A 19,274-nucleotide genomic window follows, 5' to 3' on the forward strand; every position below is an offset into this window, starting at 1 on the left:
AATTATTATTTCTATCACATTCCAGGCATCAATCCTCTTGCAATCGGCTCACCTCTGAATGGCCAGGGAACACCTGCCAGAATAAGTAAGAGGGCGATCAGGAAAAAGAAAAATGCTTTTTTGTATTTCACTTCATCACTCACAGCTTTCTTAGACATACCATGCGCCATAGTAAGGAAAACAATGGCCAATATCATTGTCAAGGGATGTTCTACCCAGTAAAAACGGTAAAACTTATCTTTCATCATACTCACCCCTTCCGGTAAGGTGGTGGTAAAAAAACCATAACGGCCGGCAGCCCACTGATACAGTCCCAGTAGTAAGGTTGTATGACCAGCAATCATGGTAAACAACCATGTTTTCTTATCGCCGGCAGAAAAAGTTTTTTTGTTTTGCCAGCCACTCCATGCTTTTGCAATGGAAACCAGCAATAAAATCAATATCACCCAACGAAGCAGGTTGTGTAAATGAAGTAATCCGTTATCCATGTGTTTTAATTTAGTGTATGCAAGATAGGGAAAGAAGCGCATAGCAGGCAGGTGTGGCTGATAGCTTATAGTTAATTGCGTATAGCTAATAGGTAAACAATGTTCAGACTCAATGCAATCAACTCAACTATCTTCTATGAGCTATCAGCCATAAGCTATTGCCCCTTCAGCAGTTCGAACAATAGCTCGGGTTCATTGGTGGTAATAAAATCGAAATGATTACCCAATGCCCATTGCAAGTCTTCTTTACTGTTTACGGTCCATGCATTCAAAATAATACCGATTTTTTTTGCTCTTTCAATCCAGTCAGGATTTTTTTTGAACACACTGAAATGATAATCGGCACCGATAATACCCATGGCTTTTAATTCTTCAGGTGTTTTATCGCCATTGAGGTATTGTGTAGGTGCATTGGGCTCCAGTTCAAGGATACGGGTAAGGATACCGATATCGAAACTGATATAAGTAGTGGCATGAGTGGCTTTTAACGACTGTACCTGTTTCCAGACTTTCTCTGCTACCACTCTGCCTCTTTCCTTACTAATGGTGGATGGTTTGATTTCTAATACCAGCCTTGTTTCATTATTATTCTTCAACCCCTCTGAGAGGTATTCATGTAGCGTCGGTATTTTTTCGCCGTTAGATAATGTAAACTGTAAAAGATCAGCATATTTTGTCTGTTCAATTGGTAGTTCATGAAATTTCGGGTCGTGGTTTACTACCAATGAATCATCAGCAGTCATCCATACATCAAATTCTGATCCGGTACAATGCATGTCGATAGCATTTCTTAACCCGGCCAGAGAATTTTCAGGTAACACTTTCGCTTTAAAAGCTCCACGGTGTGCGACTACAGGATTTTTAGCAAAAATCATTTTGTTTGGGTTTGTCTGGGCAGAGCAGCATAAAGAAACAATGGCTAAGCCTAATACGATGATGGGTTTCATAATTTCCTAATTGTAAAGATCAAATGTAACGAAGCTCTTGGAGCTTATTGATGAAGTTTTTGTAACCAGACATAAAAAAAGCGAGCCTTACAGACTCGCCTGGAATGGATTTTTCATAGTAAAAATTATTCCACCCAATCTGCTATAAACAGGTTGGTATCTCTGGTGCCACCATTGTTTCTGTTAGAGGCAAAAATGATTTTCTTACCATTCGGACTAAACATAGGGAAAGCATCGAATCCTTTATCACGGCTGATTTTCTGCAGCCCCTTGCCATTAATATCTGTCAGGTACATATTGAAAGGGAAGCCTCTTTTGTATTCATGATTGCTACAAAAGATGATGTTTTTACTGTCGGGGGTAAAATTGGGCGCCCAGTTTGCCTGCCCGAGGCTGGTAATCTGTTTGGCATCAGAGCCATCTGCATTGGCAACCCATACTTCCATATTGGTAGGGGCCACCATACCTTCGGCCAATAATTCTTTGTACTCTTTGATTTCTGCTTCTGTTTTAGGTCTGCTTGCTCGCCAAACAATCTTTTTACCATCAGGACTAAACCATGCTCCTCCGTCATAACCCAACATTTGGGTAATGCGTTTTTCTTTGCCGGTTGCCAGATCCATAACATACAGTTCAAGATCACCATCCTTATCGCTGCAATAAATCATTTTTTTTCCGTCTGGAGAAAGGGTAGCTTCTGCATCATAACCCTTGGCTGTGGTAAGTTGTTTTACAATTTTACCGCTCGTGTCTGCCATAAAAATATCATAACTGCTATATAAGGGCCAGATATAACGGTTGCCATATTTAGCTCTATCGGGTGTTGGCGGACATTCACTGCTACCTAAATGAGTAGAAGCATAGATAATATGCTTGCCATCTGGCAGAAAATAGGCACAGGTAGTTCTTCCTTTACCAGTACTTACCAGTTTGGGCATAAATTTTTCTCCGGATTTTGTAGGAACTTTCCCCATATAAATCTGATCACAGGGAATTCCTTCCTTTATACTTGTTTTCTGGAATAAAATATACTTTCCATCATAGCTCCAGTAAGCTTCTGCATTATCACCACCAAAAGTGAGCTGCTGAACATTACTGAAATGCTTTTCACCTTCAAAATGAACGGTATCGCTAAATGCAGGTTGAGCCAAGGTAATGGTTAGGCCTAAGATCAACAGTAGCAGGGTAGATATAATTTTCTTCATACTTTATATAATGGCGCAAAAGTATTCAGATTTAAGCGCCCCAATTGTCAAAGATTTGTCATAGCCAACCCCTAAAAATAGCTTCCATTACGCCGTCAGGCATCTTTTCACAAGCCTGCAACAGTGTTTCGGGGTTCCGAAAAGCTTGCTGACTTACTTTTGTGTAATGAAACGGATATTTATTGCAGGGCTTTTTCTCTTTACAGCCTGCCAGCAAACAGAAAAAAAGAAACCTATCATAGCAGAAGAAGTGCCTGTTGAAGCGAAGCCATTACTGGCCGCTGTCAATCAATTCCCCGATAGTATATCACTAAGGGTTCAGCTTATCAATGCATTGGATAGTGCCGGAGCCTTGTCATTGGCATTGTCACAGATGGATTCTTTAATCAAAAAAGACAGTGCCAATTTTGGCATCTGGTTTCATAAAGCACAATTGAGCGAAAAAGCTGGAGACACTGGTATGGCACTCCGTTCTTATGACAGGGCTGCAAAAATTTATCCGGCCCCGGATGCATTATTGAGCATGGCCAATTTATTGGCAGAAAAAAAGCAGTTTCAGGCAATCGCAATTTGCGATGAAGTAGAATCAATGCGGTTAGGAAGAGATTATCTGGCCCATGCCAGCTTTATTAAAGGTGTGTATTATGCCAGAACAGGTGATATGGTAAAAGCGATGACTTCATTCGATCGTTGTATTGGTAATAACTACCAATATATGGAAGCCTATATGGAAAAAGGATTTTTATTTTTCGATACAAAACAGCCAGATAAGGCCATCTCTATTTTTGAAAAAGCACTGGAAATAAGACCTACCTATGCTGATGCCAGTTATTGGCTGGCCAAATGTCTGGAACAGAAAGGCGAAAAGGAAAAAGCCATTTTGCAATACCAGAAAGCCCTTGTACTGGACCCCTCGATTAAAGAGGCCAGCGAAGCCTTGAAAAGACTGGGTGCCTGATCATTGAAATTGTGTAATAAAATATTCGTGTGAGCCATCAAAATACAGCAGTTTTGCAATTCTAATTATTCATTATGCCGATTATAGCACCTTCCTTACTGAGCGCCGATTTCCTGAACCTTCATAAAGACTGTGCCATGCTGAATGAAAGCAAGGCCGACTGGTTTCATCTCGATGTAATGGATGGATCTTTTGTTCCCAATATCAGTTTTGGATTGCCAGTTATTGAACATATCAGAAAAGCTACTACTAAAATATGCGATGTGCATCTGATGATTGTTGAGCCTGAAAAATATGCGGAAGCTTTTAAAAAAGCTGGTGCAGATATACTTACCGTACATTACGAAGCCTGTACCCATTTACATCGCAACCTGCAGCAGATAAAATCGCTGGGAATGCGAACGGGTGTTGCCTTGAATCCTCATACCCCGGTACACTTATTAGCAGATGTTTTACAGAATATAGACCTCGTTTGTCTGATGAGTGTAAATCCAGGTTTCGGCGGACAACAATTCATTCCACAAACATTGGAGAAAATCCGTACGCTGAAGAAAATGATTCTGGAAAAAAACCTGCATACACATATTGAAATAGATGGTGGTGTTACCCTTGATAATGCCAAATCGACCCTTGATGCAGGCGCGGATGTATTGGTGGCGGGCAACACCGTGTTCCGATCGAATGACCCAATTGCCACTATAGCAGCATTAAAGGCATTGTGAGAGTGAGCAGTGAGTAGTCAGTAGTGAATAGTACTTACTCACTACTGACTACTCACTTCCCTCCCCTCCAAAACTTCACAGAATCTTCACATCCACCTCTAAGGCAATTCGGGAAATTTGGGGAACTAACCTATCCACACCTGTGCATAATATGTATTAGGAATTCTCATACATAACAAATTAAATTTGAGAAGGATGGTTTGATTAAGTATTCCATGATCCGTGAACCTAAAACAGAAACAGATTTGACAGAGACAATCATTAACCTCGAAACCGTTAACCCCATCGAATTCTTTGGTGTAAACAACGGAAAGTTAGATTTGCTGAAAAAGAAATTCCCATTATTAAAGATCCTCTCCCGCGGGACACAAATTAAGCTTAGCGGGGCTCCGGAACAGATCGAATCAGCAAAAGAAAAAATTGATCTTATTATTCAGTACCTCGAAAGAAATGGCCATCTCAGCGAAAACTATTTTGAACAGATACTAGGTGGCGACGATGCTGAAACAGTTGACAACTTTGTTGACCGCAATCCCAATGATATCCTGGTTTTCGGACCGAATGGAAAAACCGTAAGGGCGCGTACACAGAACCAGAAGAAAATGGTTACTGCGGCAGATAAAAACGATATCGTTTTTGCAATTGGACCTGCGGGTACAGGTAAAACCTATACAGCTGTGGCATTGGCTGTACGAGCCTTAAAGAATAAACTGGTTAAGAAAATCATTCTTACACGCCCTGCCGTTGAAGCAGGCGAAAGCCTGGGTTTTCTGCCTGGTGATCTGAAAGAAAAGATTGATCCATACCTGCGTCCATTATACGATGCATTGGATGACATGATTCCGGCAGATAAGTTGGGTTATTATATGAGTACACGTACCATTGAAATTGCACCGTTGGCCTATATGCGTGGTCGTACACTCGATAATGCATTTATCATTTTGGATGAGGCCCAAAATACCAATGACCTGCAATTAAAAATGTTCTTAACCCGTATTGGTGCCAATGCAAAGGCCATTATCACCGGCGACCCTACTCAGATTGATTTACCAAGAAACCAGCGAAGCGGTCTTGAAAAAGCCACACGTATCTTACAACAGATCGATGGCATTGCCCATATTGAATTAAACGAAGAAGATGTGGTTCGTCACCGCCTGGTGAAAGCCATCATCAAAGCTTATGATAAGGAACACGAAAAAGAAGAACAGGAGTACGGACAACAAACGTATAGAAGATAAGATAAGTAATCTTTGATTTTTTGATCTTTGATTTTTTGAATTAAAATCAAAAAATCAAAGATCAAAAAATCAAAGATCTTCTTCAAGAATTTCATGCCCCAGTTTATCTCTCTTTGTTTTAAGGTATTTCTCGTTGTGAGGATTAGGTGCAACTTGTATAGGAACGATATCTACGATTTCAAGTCCATACCCTTTTAATCCTGCACGTTTCCTGGGGTTATTACTCATTAAACGTAGCTTTGAAATACCGAGTTTCCGTAATATCTGTGCACCAACGCCATAATCACGTTCATCCATACCAAAACCCAGGTGCAGATTGGCTTCCACGGTATCCATCCCTTCTTCCTGCAGTTTATACGCCCTGAGTTTGTTGATCAGTCCAATGCCACGACCTTCCTGATTCATGTACAGAATCACACCCTTACCCTCTGATTCTACCATTTTCATAGCTTTCTGTAACTGTTCCCCACAATCGCAACGGAAGCTGCCAAGAATATCGCCGGTAAAACAACTGCTATGTACACGGGTTAATACGGCTTCATCTTCTGCCCATTCCCCTTTTACCAAAGCCAGATGCTCAGCCCCACTTGTTTTTTCGCGGAAAGCAACCAGGTCAAACTGACCATATTTTGTAGGCATATCTACCCTAACCAGTTCCTCAACCAGTGAGTCGCGCTTCATACGATAATCGATGAGGTCTTTGATAGAAATGATTTTGAGGGAGAATTTTCTGGCGATTTCCATTAATTGAGGCAAACGTGCCATAGTACCATCTTCGTTCATTACTTCTACCAAAACACCGGCAGGTTCCAGTCCGGCCAGACGTGCCAGATCTACGGTAGCTTCTGTGTGGCCTGTTCTGCGCAATACACCCCCATTTTTTGCCCTTAGGGGGAAAATATGGCCGGGTCTGCCCAAATCGGCCGGTTTGGTATCGGGGTGTATAAGCGCTAATATGGTTTTTGAGCGGTCATGGGCCGATATACCGGTTGTGGTTCCCTGTCCAATCAAATCAACAGAAACGGTAAAAGCGGTTTCATGAAGGGAGGTATTGGAACTAACCATCGGACTGAGTTCCAGCTCTTTACAACGTTCTTCGGTAAGTGCCGCACAGATCAGTCCGCGGCCTTCTTTACTCATAAAATTAATAACTTCGGGTGTGGCATGGCGGGCTGCTATGATAAAATCGCCTTCATTTTCACGATCCTCATCATCTACTACAATCACCATTTTTCCTTCACGGATATCCTGAATGGCATCATCAATCCGATTTAAAATAAACTGTTCCATCGGGTCAAAATTACAGCCGATGTACCAAACCAGCTTACCTATTTGGGAATCTTGGTTATTTTTTGGTTACTGACACCCTTTTTCTGATAAAATACAACATTTCTGTTGAAAAATAGAAGCAAGATTCGTCAAATCGGTTGAAATGCGTATTGTGGCAATATTTTGTTAACATTCTGTTGAATATCTAAGCTAATAATTCGTTTTCTTTGCAGCTGAAAAATTAACATTATGCTAAGTAAAAGACTCTTGCAATTTGTATTTGCGGTTTTACTGATGCCTGTATTAACCCTGGCACAAAATACCACCAGTAGTATGAGTGGTACAGTAAAAACCAATACGGGAGAACCCCTGATTGGCGCAACCGTAACAGCAACCCATGAGCCTACCGGTACAGTTTATCGTGTGCAAAGCCGTACAGGTGGTCGTTTCGACATCAGCAATATGAACCCCGGTGGTCCATATTCAGTGGAAATTTCATTCGTAAACTTTGCGAATGAGAAAAAAACAGAGATTTACCTGAGCCTGGGTGAGTCCTTTAAATTAGATGTTGCTATGGCTGCCAAAAGCAACAATCTGGGTGAAGTAACCGTAACTGCTTTACGTAAAACAACGGAAAGCTCAGGTAAAGGTGGTTCTGAAACCATCATCGGCCGCGACAAAATGGCTAATTTACCTACTGTAGGTCGTAATATCTATGACTACCTCCGTGCCGTTCCACAGGCTAAACTGGGTGCGTCTGAAGGTGCCGTAACCATTGCGGGTCAGAACAACCGTTATAACTCATTCTATGTAGATGGAGCCGTTAATAACGATGTATTTGGTCTTTCTGCATCAGGTACCAATGGTGGTCAGGCTGCCATTGCTCCCATTTCAATTGATGCGGTTGACCAGTTTCAGGTGGTAATTTCTCCATTTGATGCTTCTCTGGGTAACTTCGTTGGTGGTGGTATCAATGCCATTACCCGTTCAGGTACCAATAAAACAGAGGGTTCTGTTTACTATTTTTTCCAGAATGAGAAACTCGCTGGTAAGACCCCAACGGGTTTGAAATCTGCAGCAACTAGGTTGGGTAATTTCTCTAAGAAAACCTATGGTTTTCGTGTTGGTGGAGCAATCACAAAAAATAAATTGTTCTACTTTATCAACGTAGATCTTCAAAGAGATATTCGCCCTCAACCATTTGATTTTACACAGTATCGCGGCAACACTAGCGGAACTGCGGGATTGAGTACATTGAATTCTCTAGCAAATACATTAAGAACCAATTTCGGATACGAGCCGGGTGGTTTCCTGGACAATACTGAAGAAGTTTCTGCTGATCGTATTACGGCCCGTATTGATTGGAATATCAGTGACAGACATAAATTATCAGTAAGTAATCGATATACAAAAGGAGAGCGTTTGAATACTACATCCAGTTCAAACAATACTATTAACTTTTACAATAACGGCTTTAGTTTCCCTACCAGAACCAATTCTACTTCGGCTGAATTGAAGAGTTTGGTGGGTAAAAGCTCAAGCAACAAATTGTTAATCACTTTCACAGATGTATTGGACGACCGCCGCCCTATAGGCCAGGATTTCCCTCGTGTGCGCATTAACGACGGTTCAGGTGCGATTGTATTCGGACCAGATAACAGCTCTACCATTAACTTACTTACTCAGAAAAACTGGTCATTGTATGATGAGTTTAAATTCACATTGGGTAAGCACTCTCTGAAAGCAGGTGTAGACTATGAATACAATGATGTTTACAATGCTTTTATACAAAATACATTTGGTAATTATACTTACTCAAGCCTGAATGATTTCCTTACCAATGCCAGACCACAGGCTTATACCTATGGATTCTCTAACATTGATGCTGGAAAAGGTGATGCAACTAGTGCTGCGGCTAAATTTAAAGTTGCAAAAGGATCATTGTTTGTAAATGATGAATTCAGGGCTTCAGATAACCTGACACTGAGCTTTGGTTTAAGAGCTGACTATTTCAAAGTGCTGAGTAAACCATGGACCGACAACTATACCAATACGATTGCTATTCCTAAGTTCTCTGAGTATTACGATCTGAAAGGTGCTCGGTCTGGAGTGGCTCCAAAAGTACCCATTGCCTTCTCACCAAGAGTTGGTTTTACATATAAAATCCCAGAAGAAAACCTCGTAGTTCGAGGTGGTTTGGGTATGTTTGTTGGACGTATTCCGCTCGTTTGGCCAGGTGGTATCTTTAACAACAATGGTATTTTCATCGGTGGTTATACAGCAAATGCTACACAGCTGAACACTATTCGTTTCAGGTCTAACCCTAACGGACAGTGGACACCAGCTGAAGTAGGTGCAGGTATCACAAAAGGTCCTTTAAATCTTACTGCTTCTGAATTCAGTACACCAAAGGTGTTTAGAACTTCATTGACTGTTGATAAGAAATTTGGTAATGGTTGGTCTGGTAGTGTGGAAGGTATTTTCACGCAGAACATGAACGAAATCTATTATACCAACATTAACCTATTACCTCCCATCGGTAAATCAGTTGGTCCTGATAGCAGAAACGTTTATACTACTACCAATAATGCCAGAATTCCTTTGAATGCTGATGGTTCAAACCCATATGACAATGCTATTTTGTTAAGCAACAACGATGGGCCTAAAGGTTTTGGTTTCAACTTCACCGCTACTGTATCTAAGCGCACACGTGATGGTTTTGCATTTGATTTCAACTACTCGTTTGGTAATGCTACTGCTGTTAATGATGGCACTAGTTCAGTAAACCTGAGTCAGTGGAGATTTATGGAAACTGTTAACGGACGTAACTTTATTACCCGTTCCAATTCAGATTTCAGTGCAGGTCACAGAATCTTTGCTTACCTGAGTAAGAAATTTGAATATGCCAATAAAAAACTGGCTACTACCATTACCCTTACTTATACGGGTCAATCTGGTAATCCATTCAGTTATGTATACGGTAATAATTCAATGGTACGTGATGATGGTACAGGCGGTACAAATGACCTGATCTATATTCCAACATCTAATGATTTACAGGCTTCGAATTTCCTTAACATAACCAATTCCTCCGGTGCGGTATTATTTACAGCTCAACAGCAAAAAGATGCTTTGGAAGCTTATATAATGAATGATAAATACCTGAGAAGTAACAGAGGTAAATTTGCAGAAAGAAATGGTAGCCGCTTACCATTTACCAACATTGTTGATTTGAAAATTGCACAGGATTTCAACCTGAAAATCGGTAACAGAAAATACTCATTCCAGTTAACATACGATGTATTTAACTTCGGTAATATGTTGAATAGAAATTGGGGACGTACTTACTTCATGTCGAACGACAACTTCCAGTTGATCCAGTTCGCCGGTTATGTAAGTGCAACAAACTTAACACCACAGTATCGTTTTACACCTACTATTACAACTCCATTTAACGTAAGCACCACTACCAATGCTGCTTATGCTGCAAGATGGATTAGCCAGTTAGGTCTGAGATTCAACTTCTAATTTCAGAATCTATATTTTCAAAAAAAAGCCACACGCTTAAAGCGTGTGGCTTTTTTTTGAAAATACTTGGTCTTTAAATTAAAAATATTTATATTAGATTATTCCCCCCCCTATTTATTAAAAAACCTAAATCATTTCTTATGAAATCATCAATGCTCGTTGCAACTATAGTTGTAATAATTGTTTTTTGGGGGTGCCAAAAAAAGAATGACGCCATACCAAAAATTGAAACCTTAGCTAAAGAAAACCCGCCTTTCAAATTAAACGTATTCCCTGACTCAAGTCGAATCCTTAGATTTTCGTCCCCCTACACAAAAGAAGAAATAGTCGTTACCTGTTTCAAAGGTCATTATATCATAGATAATGACATAATACTTACCGAGGAGCAATTAAACTATCTCAAAGCACCAAGACCAAACGTTGAAATTTCTATAAAGTCTTCGGGATTAGATGTTAAAAAGAATGGAGCATATATTATTCAAGATCCTAATGGCTCTTTTTTAAATTTTTGGGATAACGGAATAATTCCCTACATAATTAACTCAGGATTTTCATCAGCACATCAGGCTGTTATATTACAAGCAATGACAGACTGGGAAAATGTATCAGGAGTTGATTTCGTACCCTTAACAGGTTCTCCGCAAAAATTTATTTCTTTTGTCCCCACTACGAATATGAATCTTTCGCAAATTGGAGTAGCTAACACAACTGGTCAATCTATCTATTTAGGAACTGCGAATGGCCCTGACTTAGCTACAGCCATTCATGAAATAGGCCATGCAATGGGCTTATTTCATGAACATTCGAGATCAGATAGAGGTAATTTTATACGGATTAATACTTCCAATATTGCATCTGGTAAAGAAGTTAATTTTAATACTTATTTTCAAAATAATTGGAATGGTATTGATGTCGGCCCTTTTGATTTTAATTCAATTATGCTTTATCCATCTTTAATTTCTGATCCAGCATTTGTAAACAACATTACGATCCCTACCTTAACAAGGCTAGATAGTTCACAATGGGGTAGAAATACCAGTATATCTTTAGGCGATGCAGAAACAGCCTCTCAATTGTTTGGCTCCCCATATGCAAAATTAGAATTGGTTAATAAATATTATGACGAAACATATAGCGGCCAAACCCATAGTATTTATTCAATCGACGATATATATATAAAAGTTTATGCAGATCGGTTATGTACAATTCCTTATACTGGATCAAGTAGTATTACTGTAAGGCTAACATACTATGAATATACTCCTTCCGAAAGTAAATCTCATTTAACAATAACTATTCCATCAGGTACAAACTCTTATTTGTTATATAATGATCTGGTATCAAAAAATTACTATGCTGATTATGGAACTCCATTATATGATGAAACAAGAATCTTTGTACCCAGGAGTGGTAATTTTAGATAAACGATAAACTAGTAAATACAAGATTATTGTATCCATGAAGTCTGAGATTCAACTTCTAATCTGAGCATACACCAGTGACCAACAAAAAAGCCACCCGAAAGCGGATGGCTTTTTTGTTGGTCACTGGTGAATTGTCAATAGTAATTATAGATGATATTTAAAAATAACCATAGAAAAACCACACAACACATTCGATCACATTTCTCCTTCCATATTTATTATTTCTTATTCCCTTCGACAAGCTCAGGGCAGGCCTCATTTCTTCCCCCATCCCCACTTCAGAAAATCAGGGAATGCTTTTGCCCAGGTGGGCACATCGTGTTTACCGTCTGCTAATTCGAGGTAATGGATATGCTCATCTGTATAGCCCTTGGCTTTCAGTTCTACAATTAAATCAAGGGCATCATCTATGCTATCAATGATACCATTATTGTTCCGGTCTTCTGCCTCATCCAGTAACCCACATTGAATAAATGTGCGGAGCCATGGATAAAATCCGCCTTTCCTGATCTGCAGATGCATAAGCCGATCCTTTTCGTCTTCATAACCATCTTCATACCCCTTTCTCCTCCACCACAATGAACCACTGAAAATACCTACCTTATTAAATTCACTCGGATGGTTCCATACAATATCCATCGCACTCAGAGCACCCAGTGAAAACCCTGCAAAGGATTTGTCTTTAAAAGAAGGTATCTGACAGGTTTTGCGAACAAAGGGCAATAATTCATCAAATATAAACTTGGTATAAAGGCCTGCTTTGGCTCCCCTGCCTTTATAATCGGCCGCATAGGCGGTACCATATTCCATTTTTCTGTCCGGACCACAATGAATCGCCACACAAATCAATGGCTCAATTTGTTTCTCCGACAGCAGTCCATCGAGTATTTCATCAAAAGGCATTTTGGGCAGATCCTGACCATCGTTGATCAGTAACAAACTCAGCTGTTCATGGGGCTGAAATTCAACAGGCACATAAATATCTATCGTAACCTCTCTCTCCAGGTATTCAGAATGAAGCGGGTATTGTGTAAGCCTGATAGCAGTCAGGTTAGATTCTGTTCTCACATCGGTCATCTTTCAAAAATAGAGAAAAGTCCGGAAGTCCGGAAGTCGGAAAGTCCGAAGATCGCTGCCCGAAAATGAACACTCTTATAATAGTACATCTGTTCTGATCTTTCAGTGTTTTTCTTCCGGACTCCCGGACTTTCCGACTTTCCGACTTTCCCTCTCAAATTCAAAAAATTCTGATTAAATTGAAAGCAAATAACTTTTTATGAAAAAGATCGGCATCTTGTTCGGGCAGGAAAGAAGTTTTCCGATGGCCTTTGTAGAGCGTATTAACAGTAAGAATATTCCCGGCATTACAGCCGAGCCTGTACGCATCGATAAAGTAATGCAGGGTGAAGCCAGCGGTTATGCAGTAATCGTTGACAGGATCAGTCAGGATGTACCCTTCTACCGTGCTTTTCTGAAAAATGCAGCCCTTTGCGGTACCGCTGTTATCAACAACCCCTTCTGGTGGAGTGCCGATGAAAAATTTTTCAATAACTGTCTGGCTACTAAAATTGATGTGCCGGTTCCTAAAACAGTGATACTTCCTTCACGCGATCTACCTGCTGATACCTCAGACCAATCTTTTAGCAACCTTGCCTATCCTTTAGACTGGGATCAAATTTTTGGTTATGTAGGTTTCCCTGCTTACATGAAACCTTTTGCCGGTGGTGGATGGAAAAACGTGTATAAGCTTACCAGCATGGAAGATTTTTTTGAAAAACACAGCGAAACCGGTGAGCTGGTTATGCTGCTGCAGGAAGAAATTATTTTTGAAGAATATTACCGTTGCTATTGCATAGGCGGGAAATATGTTCGTATCATGTCATACGAACCCCGAAACCCACACCATCTCAGGTATGTAGCCGATTTTAAGCCATCTGCTGCCAGACTGAAACAGATGGAGGAAATCGTACTACGCATCAACCGTTACCTAGGTTATGATTTTAATACAGTAGAACTGGCTGTAAGAGATGGTGTACCGTATGCCATCGATTTCTGCAACCCGGCTCCCGACGCAGATCTGAAAAGTGTTGGACAGGAAAATTTTGACTGGGTAGTGGAAACAGCTGCCACTTATGCCATTGAAAAAGCACAGGCACAGGTAGATGGTGCCGATAACCTCACCTGGGGAGAATACATTAAACGTAGCAGTGCCAAACAAAAACTCATCTGATGGGACATATGAATTACTCGCATTTTACTTTAGGTGTGGAAGAAGAATATATGGTCATAGACCCACACTCGAGAGAGTTGAAAAGCCATGAGCAGAAAATAGTACTGGAAGGACAAAAAATCCTGAAAGACAAAGTAAAGGCTGAAATGCACCAGGCAGTGGTGGAAGTAGGAACAGATATATGCCGCAATATTGAAGAAGCCTTTAATGATGTGGCTGCTTTGCGTGGTACCATTGCCAATATTGCCGGTGACCTTGGTTTATGGGTAGGTGCTTCAGGTACTCACCCTTTCAGCCACTGGGAAAACCAACTCATTACCGATCATGTACGTTATAATCAGATTGTAAATGAATTACAGGAAGCTGCGCGCAGTAATCTGATTTTTGGTTTACATGTACATGTTGGTATGGAAGACCGCAGAATGGCCATTCATATTGCCAATACTGCCAGGTATTTTTTGCCCCATGTATATGCACTCAGTACCAACTCACCTTTCTGGGAAGGCAGAAAAACAGGTTACAAGTCTTTTCGTACCAAGGTATTTGATAAATTTCCCCGTACCGGTATACCTGATTTTTTTGAGAGTATTGAAGCATATGAAAATTATGTGAACCTGCTCATTAAAACCAATTGTATTGATAATGCCAAAAAAATATGGTGGGATATCCGTGTACACCCCTTCTTCAATACGGTTGAGTTCCGGATCTGTGATGTACCTATGACCATCAATGAAACCATTGCCATTGCCGCATTGTTTCAGGGTATCTGCGCCAAAATTTATAAGCTGCGCACACAGAACCTGAATTTCATGATGTACCAGCGTTCGCTGATCAATGAAAACAAATGGCGCGCCAGCAGGTATGGTATTGATGGTACCCTGATCGATTTCGGTAAAGAAAGTGAAGCAGATACCAAAACTCTGATCATGGAGCTGCTCGACTTTGTAGATGATGTAGCCGATGATCTGGGTAGCCGTTCTGCATTGAATTATGTATCTAATATATTCTCACATGGTACTGGTGCCGACAGGCAGTTATCTGTATTTGATAAAAACCAGAACCTGGTAGAAGTAGTGGATTATATTCACGACCAGTTCCTTGCACTAAGCGTATAGAACCCGATTGTATTTGATAAGATAAAAGCCAGTTTCACTGGCTTTTATCTTATCAAATATTTTAAGTGTCTTTTTGACAATTTAAATTGTATATTCATCTATGCATACGAAAATCATTAGGATCATCCTTCTGTCGTTATTATGTATCGGCAGCATATCCGCACAACAGGCCGTTTCTATAACAGTTGATCTTTCTAAAGTAAAAGGTAAAATGGAACCTGTCTGGGCCTGGTTTGGCTGTGATGAACCTAACTATGCCTACATGAAAGACGGCAAAAAACTATTGACAGAACTGGGTAAACTGAAGCCCTCCGTACCGGTATATTTTCGTGCACATAATATGCTCACAACGGGCGATGGATCGGCTTCCTTTAAGTGGGGCTCTACCAATGCCTATACAGAAGATGCCAATGGCCATCCGGTTTACAACTGGAAAATTGTGGACAGCATTTTTGATACCTATCTGGCAAGAGGCATCAAACCTATGGCAGAAGTAGGTTTTATGCCACAGGCCCTGTCTGTAAAACCGGAACCATATCGCCATAATTGGAAGCCCGGAGATCCTTATGGAAATATCTATACAGGATGGGCATATCCACCGAAAGACTATCAAAAATGGGCCGCACTCGTATTCGAATGGGTAAAACATTCAGTTGAAAGATATGGCAAAGAAGAAGTAGCTTCCTGGTATTGGGAACTCTGGAACGAACCGGATCTTGCTTACTGGAGAGGTACCCGACAGGAATTTTTCAAATTATATGACTATACAGCTGATGCCATTAAAAGAGCTTTACCAACGGCTAAAGTGGGTGGCGTAGATGGAACAGGGCCACTGGGTCGTTTATCGGGTTATCGTTTGCTGGAAGGTTTTTTACAGCATGTTCTGAGAGATACCAACTATGCAACAGGTAAAATAGGTGCCCCTCTCGATTTTATCACTTTTCACGCCAAGGGTGCGCCTACGCTGGTAAAAGGCCATGTAAGAATGAATCTTGGTACCCAGTTAAGGGCGGTGAACAATGGTTTTGAATTGGTAGCTTCTTTTCCCGAACTAAAACATCTTCCGATCATTATCGGGGAATCTGATCCGGAAGGATGTGCCGCCTGCGGTATGCATACCAATCCTGAAAATGCTTACAGAAACGGCACCATGTTCTCCAGTTATACGGCAGCCGCTTTTGCCCGCAAATACGAACTGGCCGACCATTATAAAGTGAATTTTATCGGGGCTGTATCCTGGGCTTTTGAATTTGAGAACCAGCCCTGGTTCCATGGTTTTCGGGACCTTGCAACGAATGGCGTAGACAAGCCTGTTTTAAATGTTTTCAGAATGTATGGCAAGATGGGTGGAAAAAGAGTAGAAGTAATCGGCAATATGCCTTATAACTATTTGCTGGTGCGTGATTCAAGTGTGAGAAAAGAAGCCGACATCAACGCACTGGCCAGTTATGAAAAGAAAACAGCCAGTGTGATGGTCTGGAACTATCATGATGATGACTTACCTGCCCCTGCATCTCAGGTAAATATCAGCATCAAAAATATTCCTGCCAGAAAAGCCACCTTCACCCATTACCGGATAGACGATACACACAGTAATTCATATGAGGTATGGAAAAAAATGGGATCCCCGCAACAACCAACAGAAGCACAGATCAATGTATTAGAAAAAGCCGGACAACTGGCTTTACTGGAAAAACCCAGGGTGATAAAAATCAGCAATGGCATTGCTGAGATACAGATGGAACTACCCCGCCAGGGTGTATCACTGGTACAAATAAGCTGGAAATAAGGTAAGCATCTGTCGGATTTTTAAATTTTAAGGCTTCTTTCTCATAGTAAACCCGCTCATATGAGCGGGTTTTGTCTATTTTTCAGGTAAAAAACATCCCCATCCGGGCAACAATACACCATAAAGTGGTATCTATGTAAGCGACGTCAACCCACTAAACTACCCCGCAGGTGACAGAACATGATCTGATTAGAGGCTGTATCAGGCAGGATAACAGTTGCCAGCGCATGCTTTTTGATAAGTATGCCGGTAAGATGATGGGCGTATGCCTTCGCTATGCCAATGACGCCATGGAGGCCGAGGATATGATCCAGGATGCCTTTATCAAAGTTTTTCAATACATCGGCCAGTTTAAATTTGAGGGTTCTTTTGAGGGCTGGATCAGGCGTATTGTGGTAAATACGGCCATTCGTCATTTAGAGCGAAAGAAAATGAAGTTTAAGGATATTGATGACCATAGCGCCAGTGCCCCACAGGTGGAAGCAAGCGCCTATACACATCTCGGAGAAGAGGACCTGATGAAGCTCATTAACCAGTTGCCCGACGGTTACAGACTGGTATTCAACCTGAATGTTATTGAAGGGTATAGCCATGAGGAAATCGCAGAAATGCTGAATATACAACCCGGCACCAGCCGAAGCCAGTTAGTAAAGGCCCGGAAGATGCTGCAACAACAAATATTACAATTGCAAAAAATTGCTGTATAAAATGACCGATAACCAATTTGACAATTTCGTCAGGGCCAAGCTCCACGACCACTCTGCGCCTGTGCCGGCAGGGTTGTGGGATAAAGTGAACCCTGCCAAAGATGATGATGACCGTAAAGGCATCATTATCCCCCGAAAATTCCGTTGGGGCTTGCCGCTGCTTGCCCTGCTGATACTGGCCGGCTCTGTAACGGGTTATTTTATATTACGCGATGACACCGAAGGAAACACATTTTCCAAACAGAATTCTGTGGCACAGACAGAATCTGAACCGTCTGACCAACCCCTAAGGACTGAACAAAAAACAGTGACTGAGCCCCTTCAAAATAATGTATCCGGCAATGCGCAGCAGGAGCATACTATTGCTGATCATAACACCACTACCCATAAAGAAGAAAAAGACAATAACACATATTCCCCTTCAACAAATAATCCAACAAAAGCTTCCACTTCTTCTAAAGAAATCAGCAATAAAAACAGTCATGCGATGCCTGATGAAGACATCCGCAATACCAATAAGGTTTCTGCAGATGAACTTGGAAATATTAGCGTTCGCAATAGCAACAGAAAAAATATAACACCTGGCAGCTTCGAATCAGACAGAATCAGCAATAAAAAAGATAATAGCACCCCACTAAATCTTTTAACGGCATCTGCTAAAACCATTAAAAACGAAATGGCCAAAACAGCCGCCACTGAAAATGAAGAAGCGATCATCTACCCGGTTACCCTTAGCGGTAACTTTGAACCGGGTAATACGCTGTCGCCTGATAAAGCCAATTTTGGTTTGAGCGGTCTTATGCAGAGAGCGCATGTCAATGCCGCCTATGCAAAAAAATTCAGGAATATTATTGTATGCCCACCTTATAAAATCCGCAATAACGATTGGTTTGCGGATGTATATGTTTCACCGGATATCGCTTTTAAATCGGTGGAAAACAGATCTGCCACTGCGCAGTACCTGGCGAAAAAAGACAGTAGTGAAAGTATGCGCCTCGGTTATTCTGCCGGCATTAGGCTTGTAAAACCTATTACCGATAATTTCCTGATAAGAACAGGTGTACAATACACACAAATCAATGAAAAATTCACCTATCGTACCGAAGATGAGGTGAAAACCATTACGGTTATTTCTGTAAGAACCATTATCCGTGGACCGGGTGATACCCTTCGTGTTACAGATACCAGTACGGTACAACAAGTGGGGTATAAAACCAACTCTATTAAAAACCGATACCGTAGTTTTGATATTCCGGTTACCGTAGGTTACCAGTTTGGAAATGATAACCTCAAATTTGGCATTAATGCAGGTGTCATTTTTAATATTTCATCCTGGTATCAGGGTGTTATTCTCGACAGCAGTCTGTCTGCCGTTCCCATCAGTAAAGGAACCAATCAGGTATACAAGAATAATATTGGTCTGGGCTTATATGGAGGCATCAGTGTACTGAAAAAAATAGGCGACAATACCCAATTATTCTTTGAACCTTATTTCAGGTATAATCTTTCGGGTATTACCAGCGGACAGGCCTCTTACCAGCAGAAATTCAGTCTCGGTGGGCTTTCCATCGGATTACGCTATAATTTAAACAGACAATAACAGGCAACGAATAAAAGCACTACGGTATCTTATTGATGTAGCGATAAGAAATTA

15 protein-coding genes are annotated in these 19,274 nt (G+C 41.0%); 10 read left to right on the forward strand and 5 right to left on the reverse strand.

The window, feature by feature from the left end; all coding sequences use genetic code 11:
• Positions 1-14: 14 nt before the first annotated feature.
• From BC659_RS02160 to BC659_RS02170, 3 genes are all read right to left on the reverse strand, one after another.
• Positions 15-488 carry a hypothetical protein gene (locus tag BC659_RS02160; protein WP_133472938.1) on the reverse strand — a complete coding sequence of 158 codons (474 nt, stop codon included), beginning with the start codon at positions 486-488 and terminating at the stop codon, positions 15-17.
• Positions 489-643: 155 nt separating this feature from the next.
• Entirely contained in the window at positions 644-1,435 is a 792-nt protein-coding gene (locus tag BC659_RS02165) for a glycerophosphodiester phosphodiesterase (RefSeq protein WP_133472939.1), read from the reverse strand.
• 125 nt (positions 1,436-1,560) lie between these two features.
• Positions 1,561-2,640 carry a TolB family protein gene (locus BC659_RS02170; RefSeq protein ID WP_133472940.1) on the reverse strand — a complete coding sequence of 360 codons (1,080 nt, stop codon included), beginning with the start codon at positions 2,638-2,640 and terminating at the stop codon, positions 1,561-1,563.
• Positions 2,641-2,806: 166 nt separating this feature from the next.
• On the opposite strand from BC659_RS02170, the gene BC659_RS02175 reads away from it, so the two are divergent.
• The 3 genes from BC659_RS02175 to BC659_RS02185 all read left to right on the forward strand — a co-directional run bounded on the left by BC659_RS02175 (position 2,807) and on the right by BC659_RS02185 (position 5,558).
• Entirely contained in the window at positions 2,807-3,598 is a 792-nt protein-coding gene (locus BC659_RS02175) for a tetratricopeptide repeat protein (RefSeq protein WP_133472941.1), read from the forward strand.
• A gap of 74 nt (positions 3,599-3,672) precedes the next feature.
• Positions 3,673-4,320 carry a ribulose-phosphate 3-epimerase gene (gene rpe / locus BC659_RS02180; protein ID WP_133472942.1) on the forward strand — a complete coding sequence of 216 codons (648 nt, stop codon included), beginning with the start codon at positions 3,673-3,675 and terminating at the stop codon, positions 4,318-4,320.
• A 245-nt stretch (positions 4,321-4,565) separates the two neighbouring features.
• The gene (locus tag BC659_RS02185) at positions 4,566-5,558 is read left to right on the forward strand and encodes a PhoH family protein (RefSeq protein ID WP_133472943.1); all 993 of its coding nucleotides are present in this window, start codon (positions 4,566-4,568) and stop codon (positions 5,556-5,558) included.
• A 69-nt stretch (positions 5,559-5,627) separates the two neighbouring features.
• On the opposite strand, the gene BC659_RS02190 is transcribed toward BC659_RS02185, so the two are convergent.
• Positions 5,628-6,848 (reverse strand): bifunctional 3,4-dihydroxy-2-butanone-4-phosphate synthase/GTP cyclohydrolase II, encoded by a 1,221-nt coding sequence (locus BC659_RS02190; protein ID WP_133472944.1) that lies wholly within the window; start codon positions 6,846-6,848, stop codon positions 5,628-5,630.
• 228 nt (positions 6,849-7,076) lie between these two features.
• On the opposite strand from BC659_RS02190, the gene BC659_RS02195 reads away from it, so the two are divergent.
• Positions 7,077-10,355, forward strand: a complete 3,279-nt coding sequence (locus BC659_RS02195; RefSeq protein ID WP_133472945.1) for a TonB-dependent receptor — start codon at positions 7,077-7,079, stop codon at positions 10,353-10,355.
• 140 nt (positions 10,356-10,495) lie between these two features.
• Positions 10,496-11,779 (forward strand): M12 family metallopeptidase, encoded by a 1,284-nt coding sequence (locus BC659_RS02200; protein WP_133472946.1) that lies wholly within the window; start codon positions 10,496-10,498, stop codon positions 11,777-11,779.
• 255 nt (positions 11,780-12,034) lie between these two features.
• Here BC659_RS02200 and BC659_RS02205 read toward each other — a convergent pair whose 3' ends face one another.
• Positions 12,035-12,856: an alpha/beta hydrolase gene (locus BC659_RS02205; RefSeq protein ID WP_133472947.1), complete on the reverse strand. Its 822-nt coding sequence runs from the start codon at positions 12,854-12,856 to the stop codon at positions 12,035-12,037.
• Between the two features lie 199 nt (positions 12,857-13,055).
• Between BC659_RS02205 and BC659_RS02210 the strand changes: the two genes are divergently transcribed.
• From BC659_RS02210 to BC659_RS02230, 5 genes are all read left to right on the forward strand, one after another.
• Positions 13,056-14,009, forward strand: a complete 954-nt coding sequence (locus tag BC659_RS02210; RefSeq protein ID WP_133472948.1) for an ATP-grasp domain-containing protein — start codon at positions 13,056-13,058, stop codon at positions 14,007-14,009.
• Positions 14,009-15,124, forward strand: coding sequence for a carboxylate-amine ligase (locus BC659_RS02215; protein ID WP_133472949.1), 1,116 nt, complete (start codon positions 14,009-14,011; stop codon positions 15,122-15,124). Before BC659_RS02210 ends, BC659_RS02215 begins: the two co-directional genes overlap by 1 nt.
• Positions 15,125-15,224: 100 nt before the next feature.
• On the forward strand, positions 15,225-16,913 hold the full coding sequence (locus BC659_RS02220; protein WP_133472950.1) for a GH39 family glycosyl hydrolase: 1,689 nt from the start codon (positions 15,225-15,227) through the stop codon (positions 16,911-16,913).
• Between the two features lie 170 nt (positions 16,914-17,083).
• Complete coding sequence (locus BC659_RS02225) at positions 17,084-17,620, forward strand: RNA polymerase sigma factor (RefSeq protein ID WP_133472951.1); 537 nt, start codon at positions 17,084-17,086, stop codon at positions 17,618-17,620.
• A gap of 1 nt (position 17,621) precedes the next feature.
• The gene (locus tag BC659_RS02230) at positions 17,622-19,220 is read left to right on the forward strand and encodes an outer membrane beta-barrel protein (protein ID WP_133472952.1); all 1,599 of its coding nucleotides are present in this window, start codon (positions 17,622-17,624) and stop codon (positions 19,218-19,220) included.
• The last annotated feature ends 54 nt before the right edge of the window (positions 19,221-19,274 follow it).

The sequence above is a fragment of the Sediminibacterium goheungense genome (assembly GCF_004361915.1).
Lineage (GTDB): Bacteria > Bacteroidota > Bacteroidia > Chitinophagales > Chitinophagaceae > Sediminibacterium > Sediminibacterium goheungense.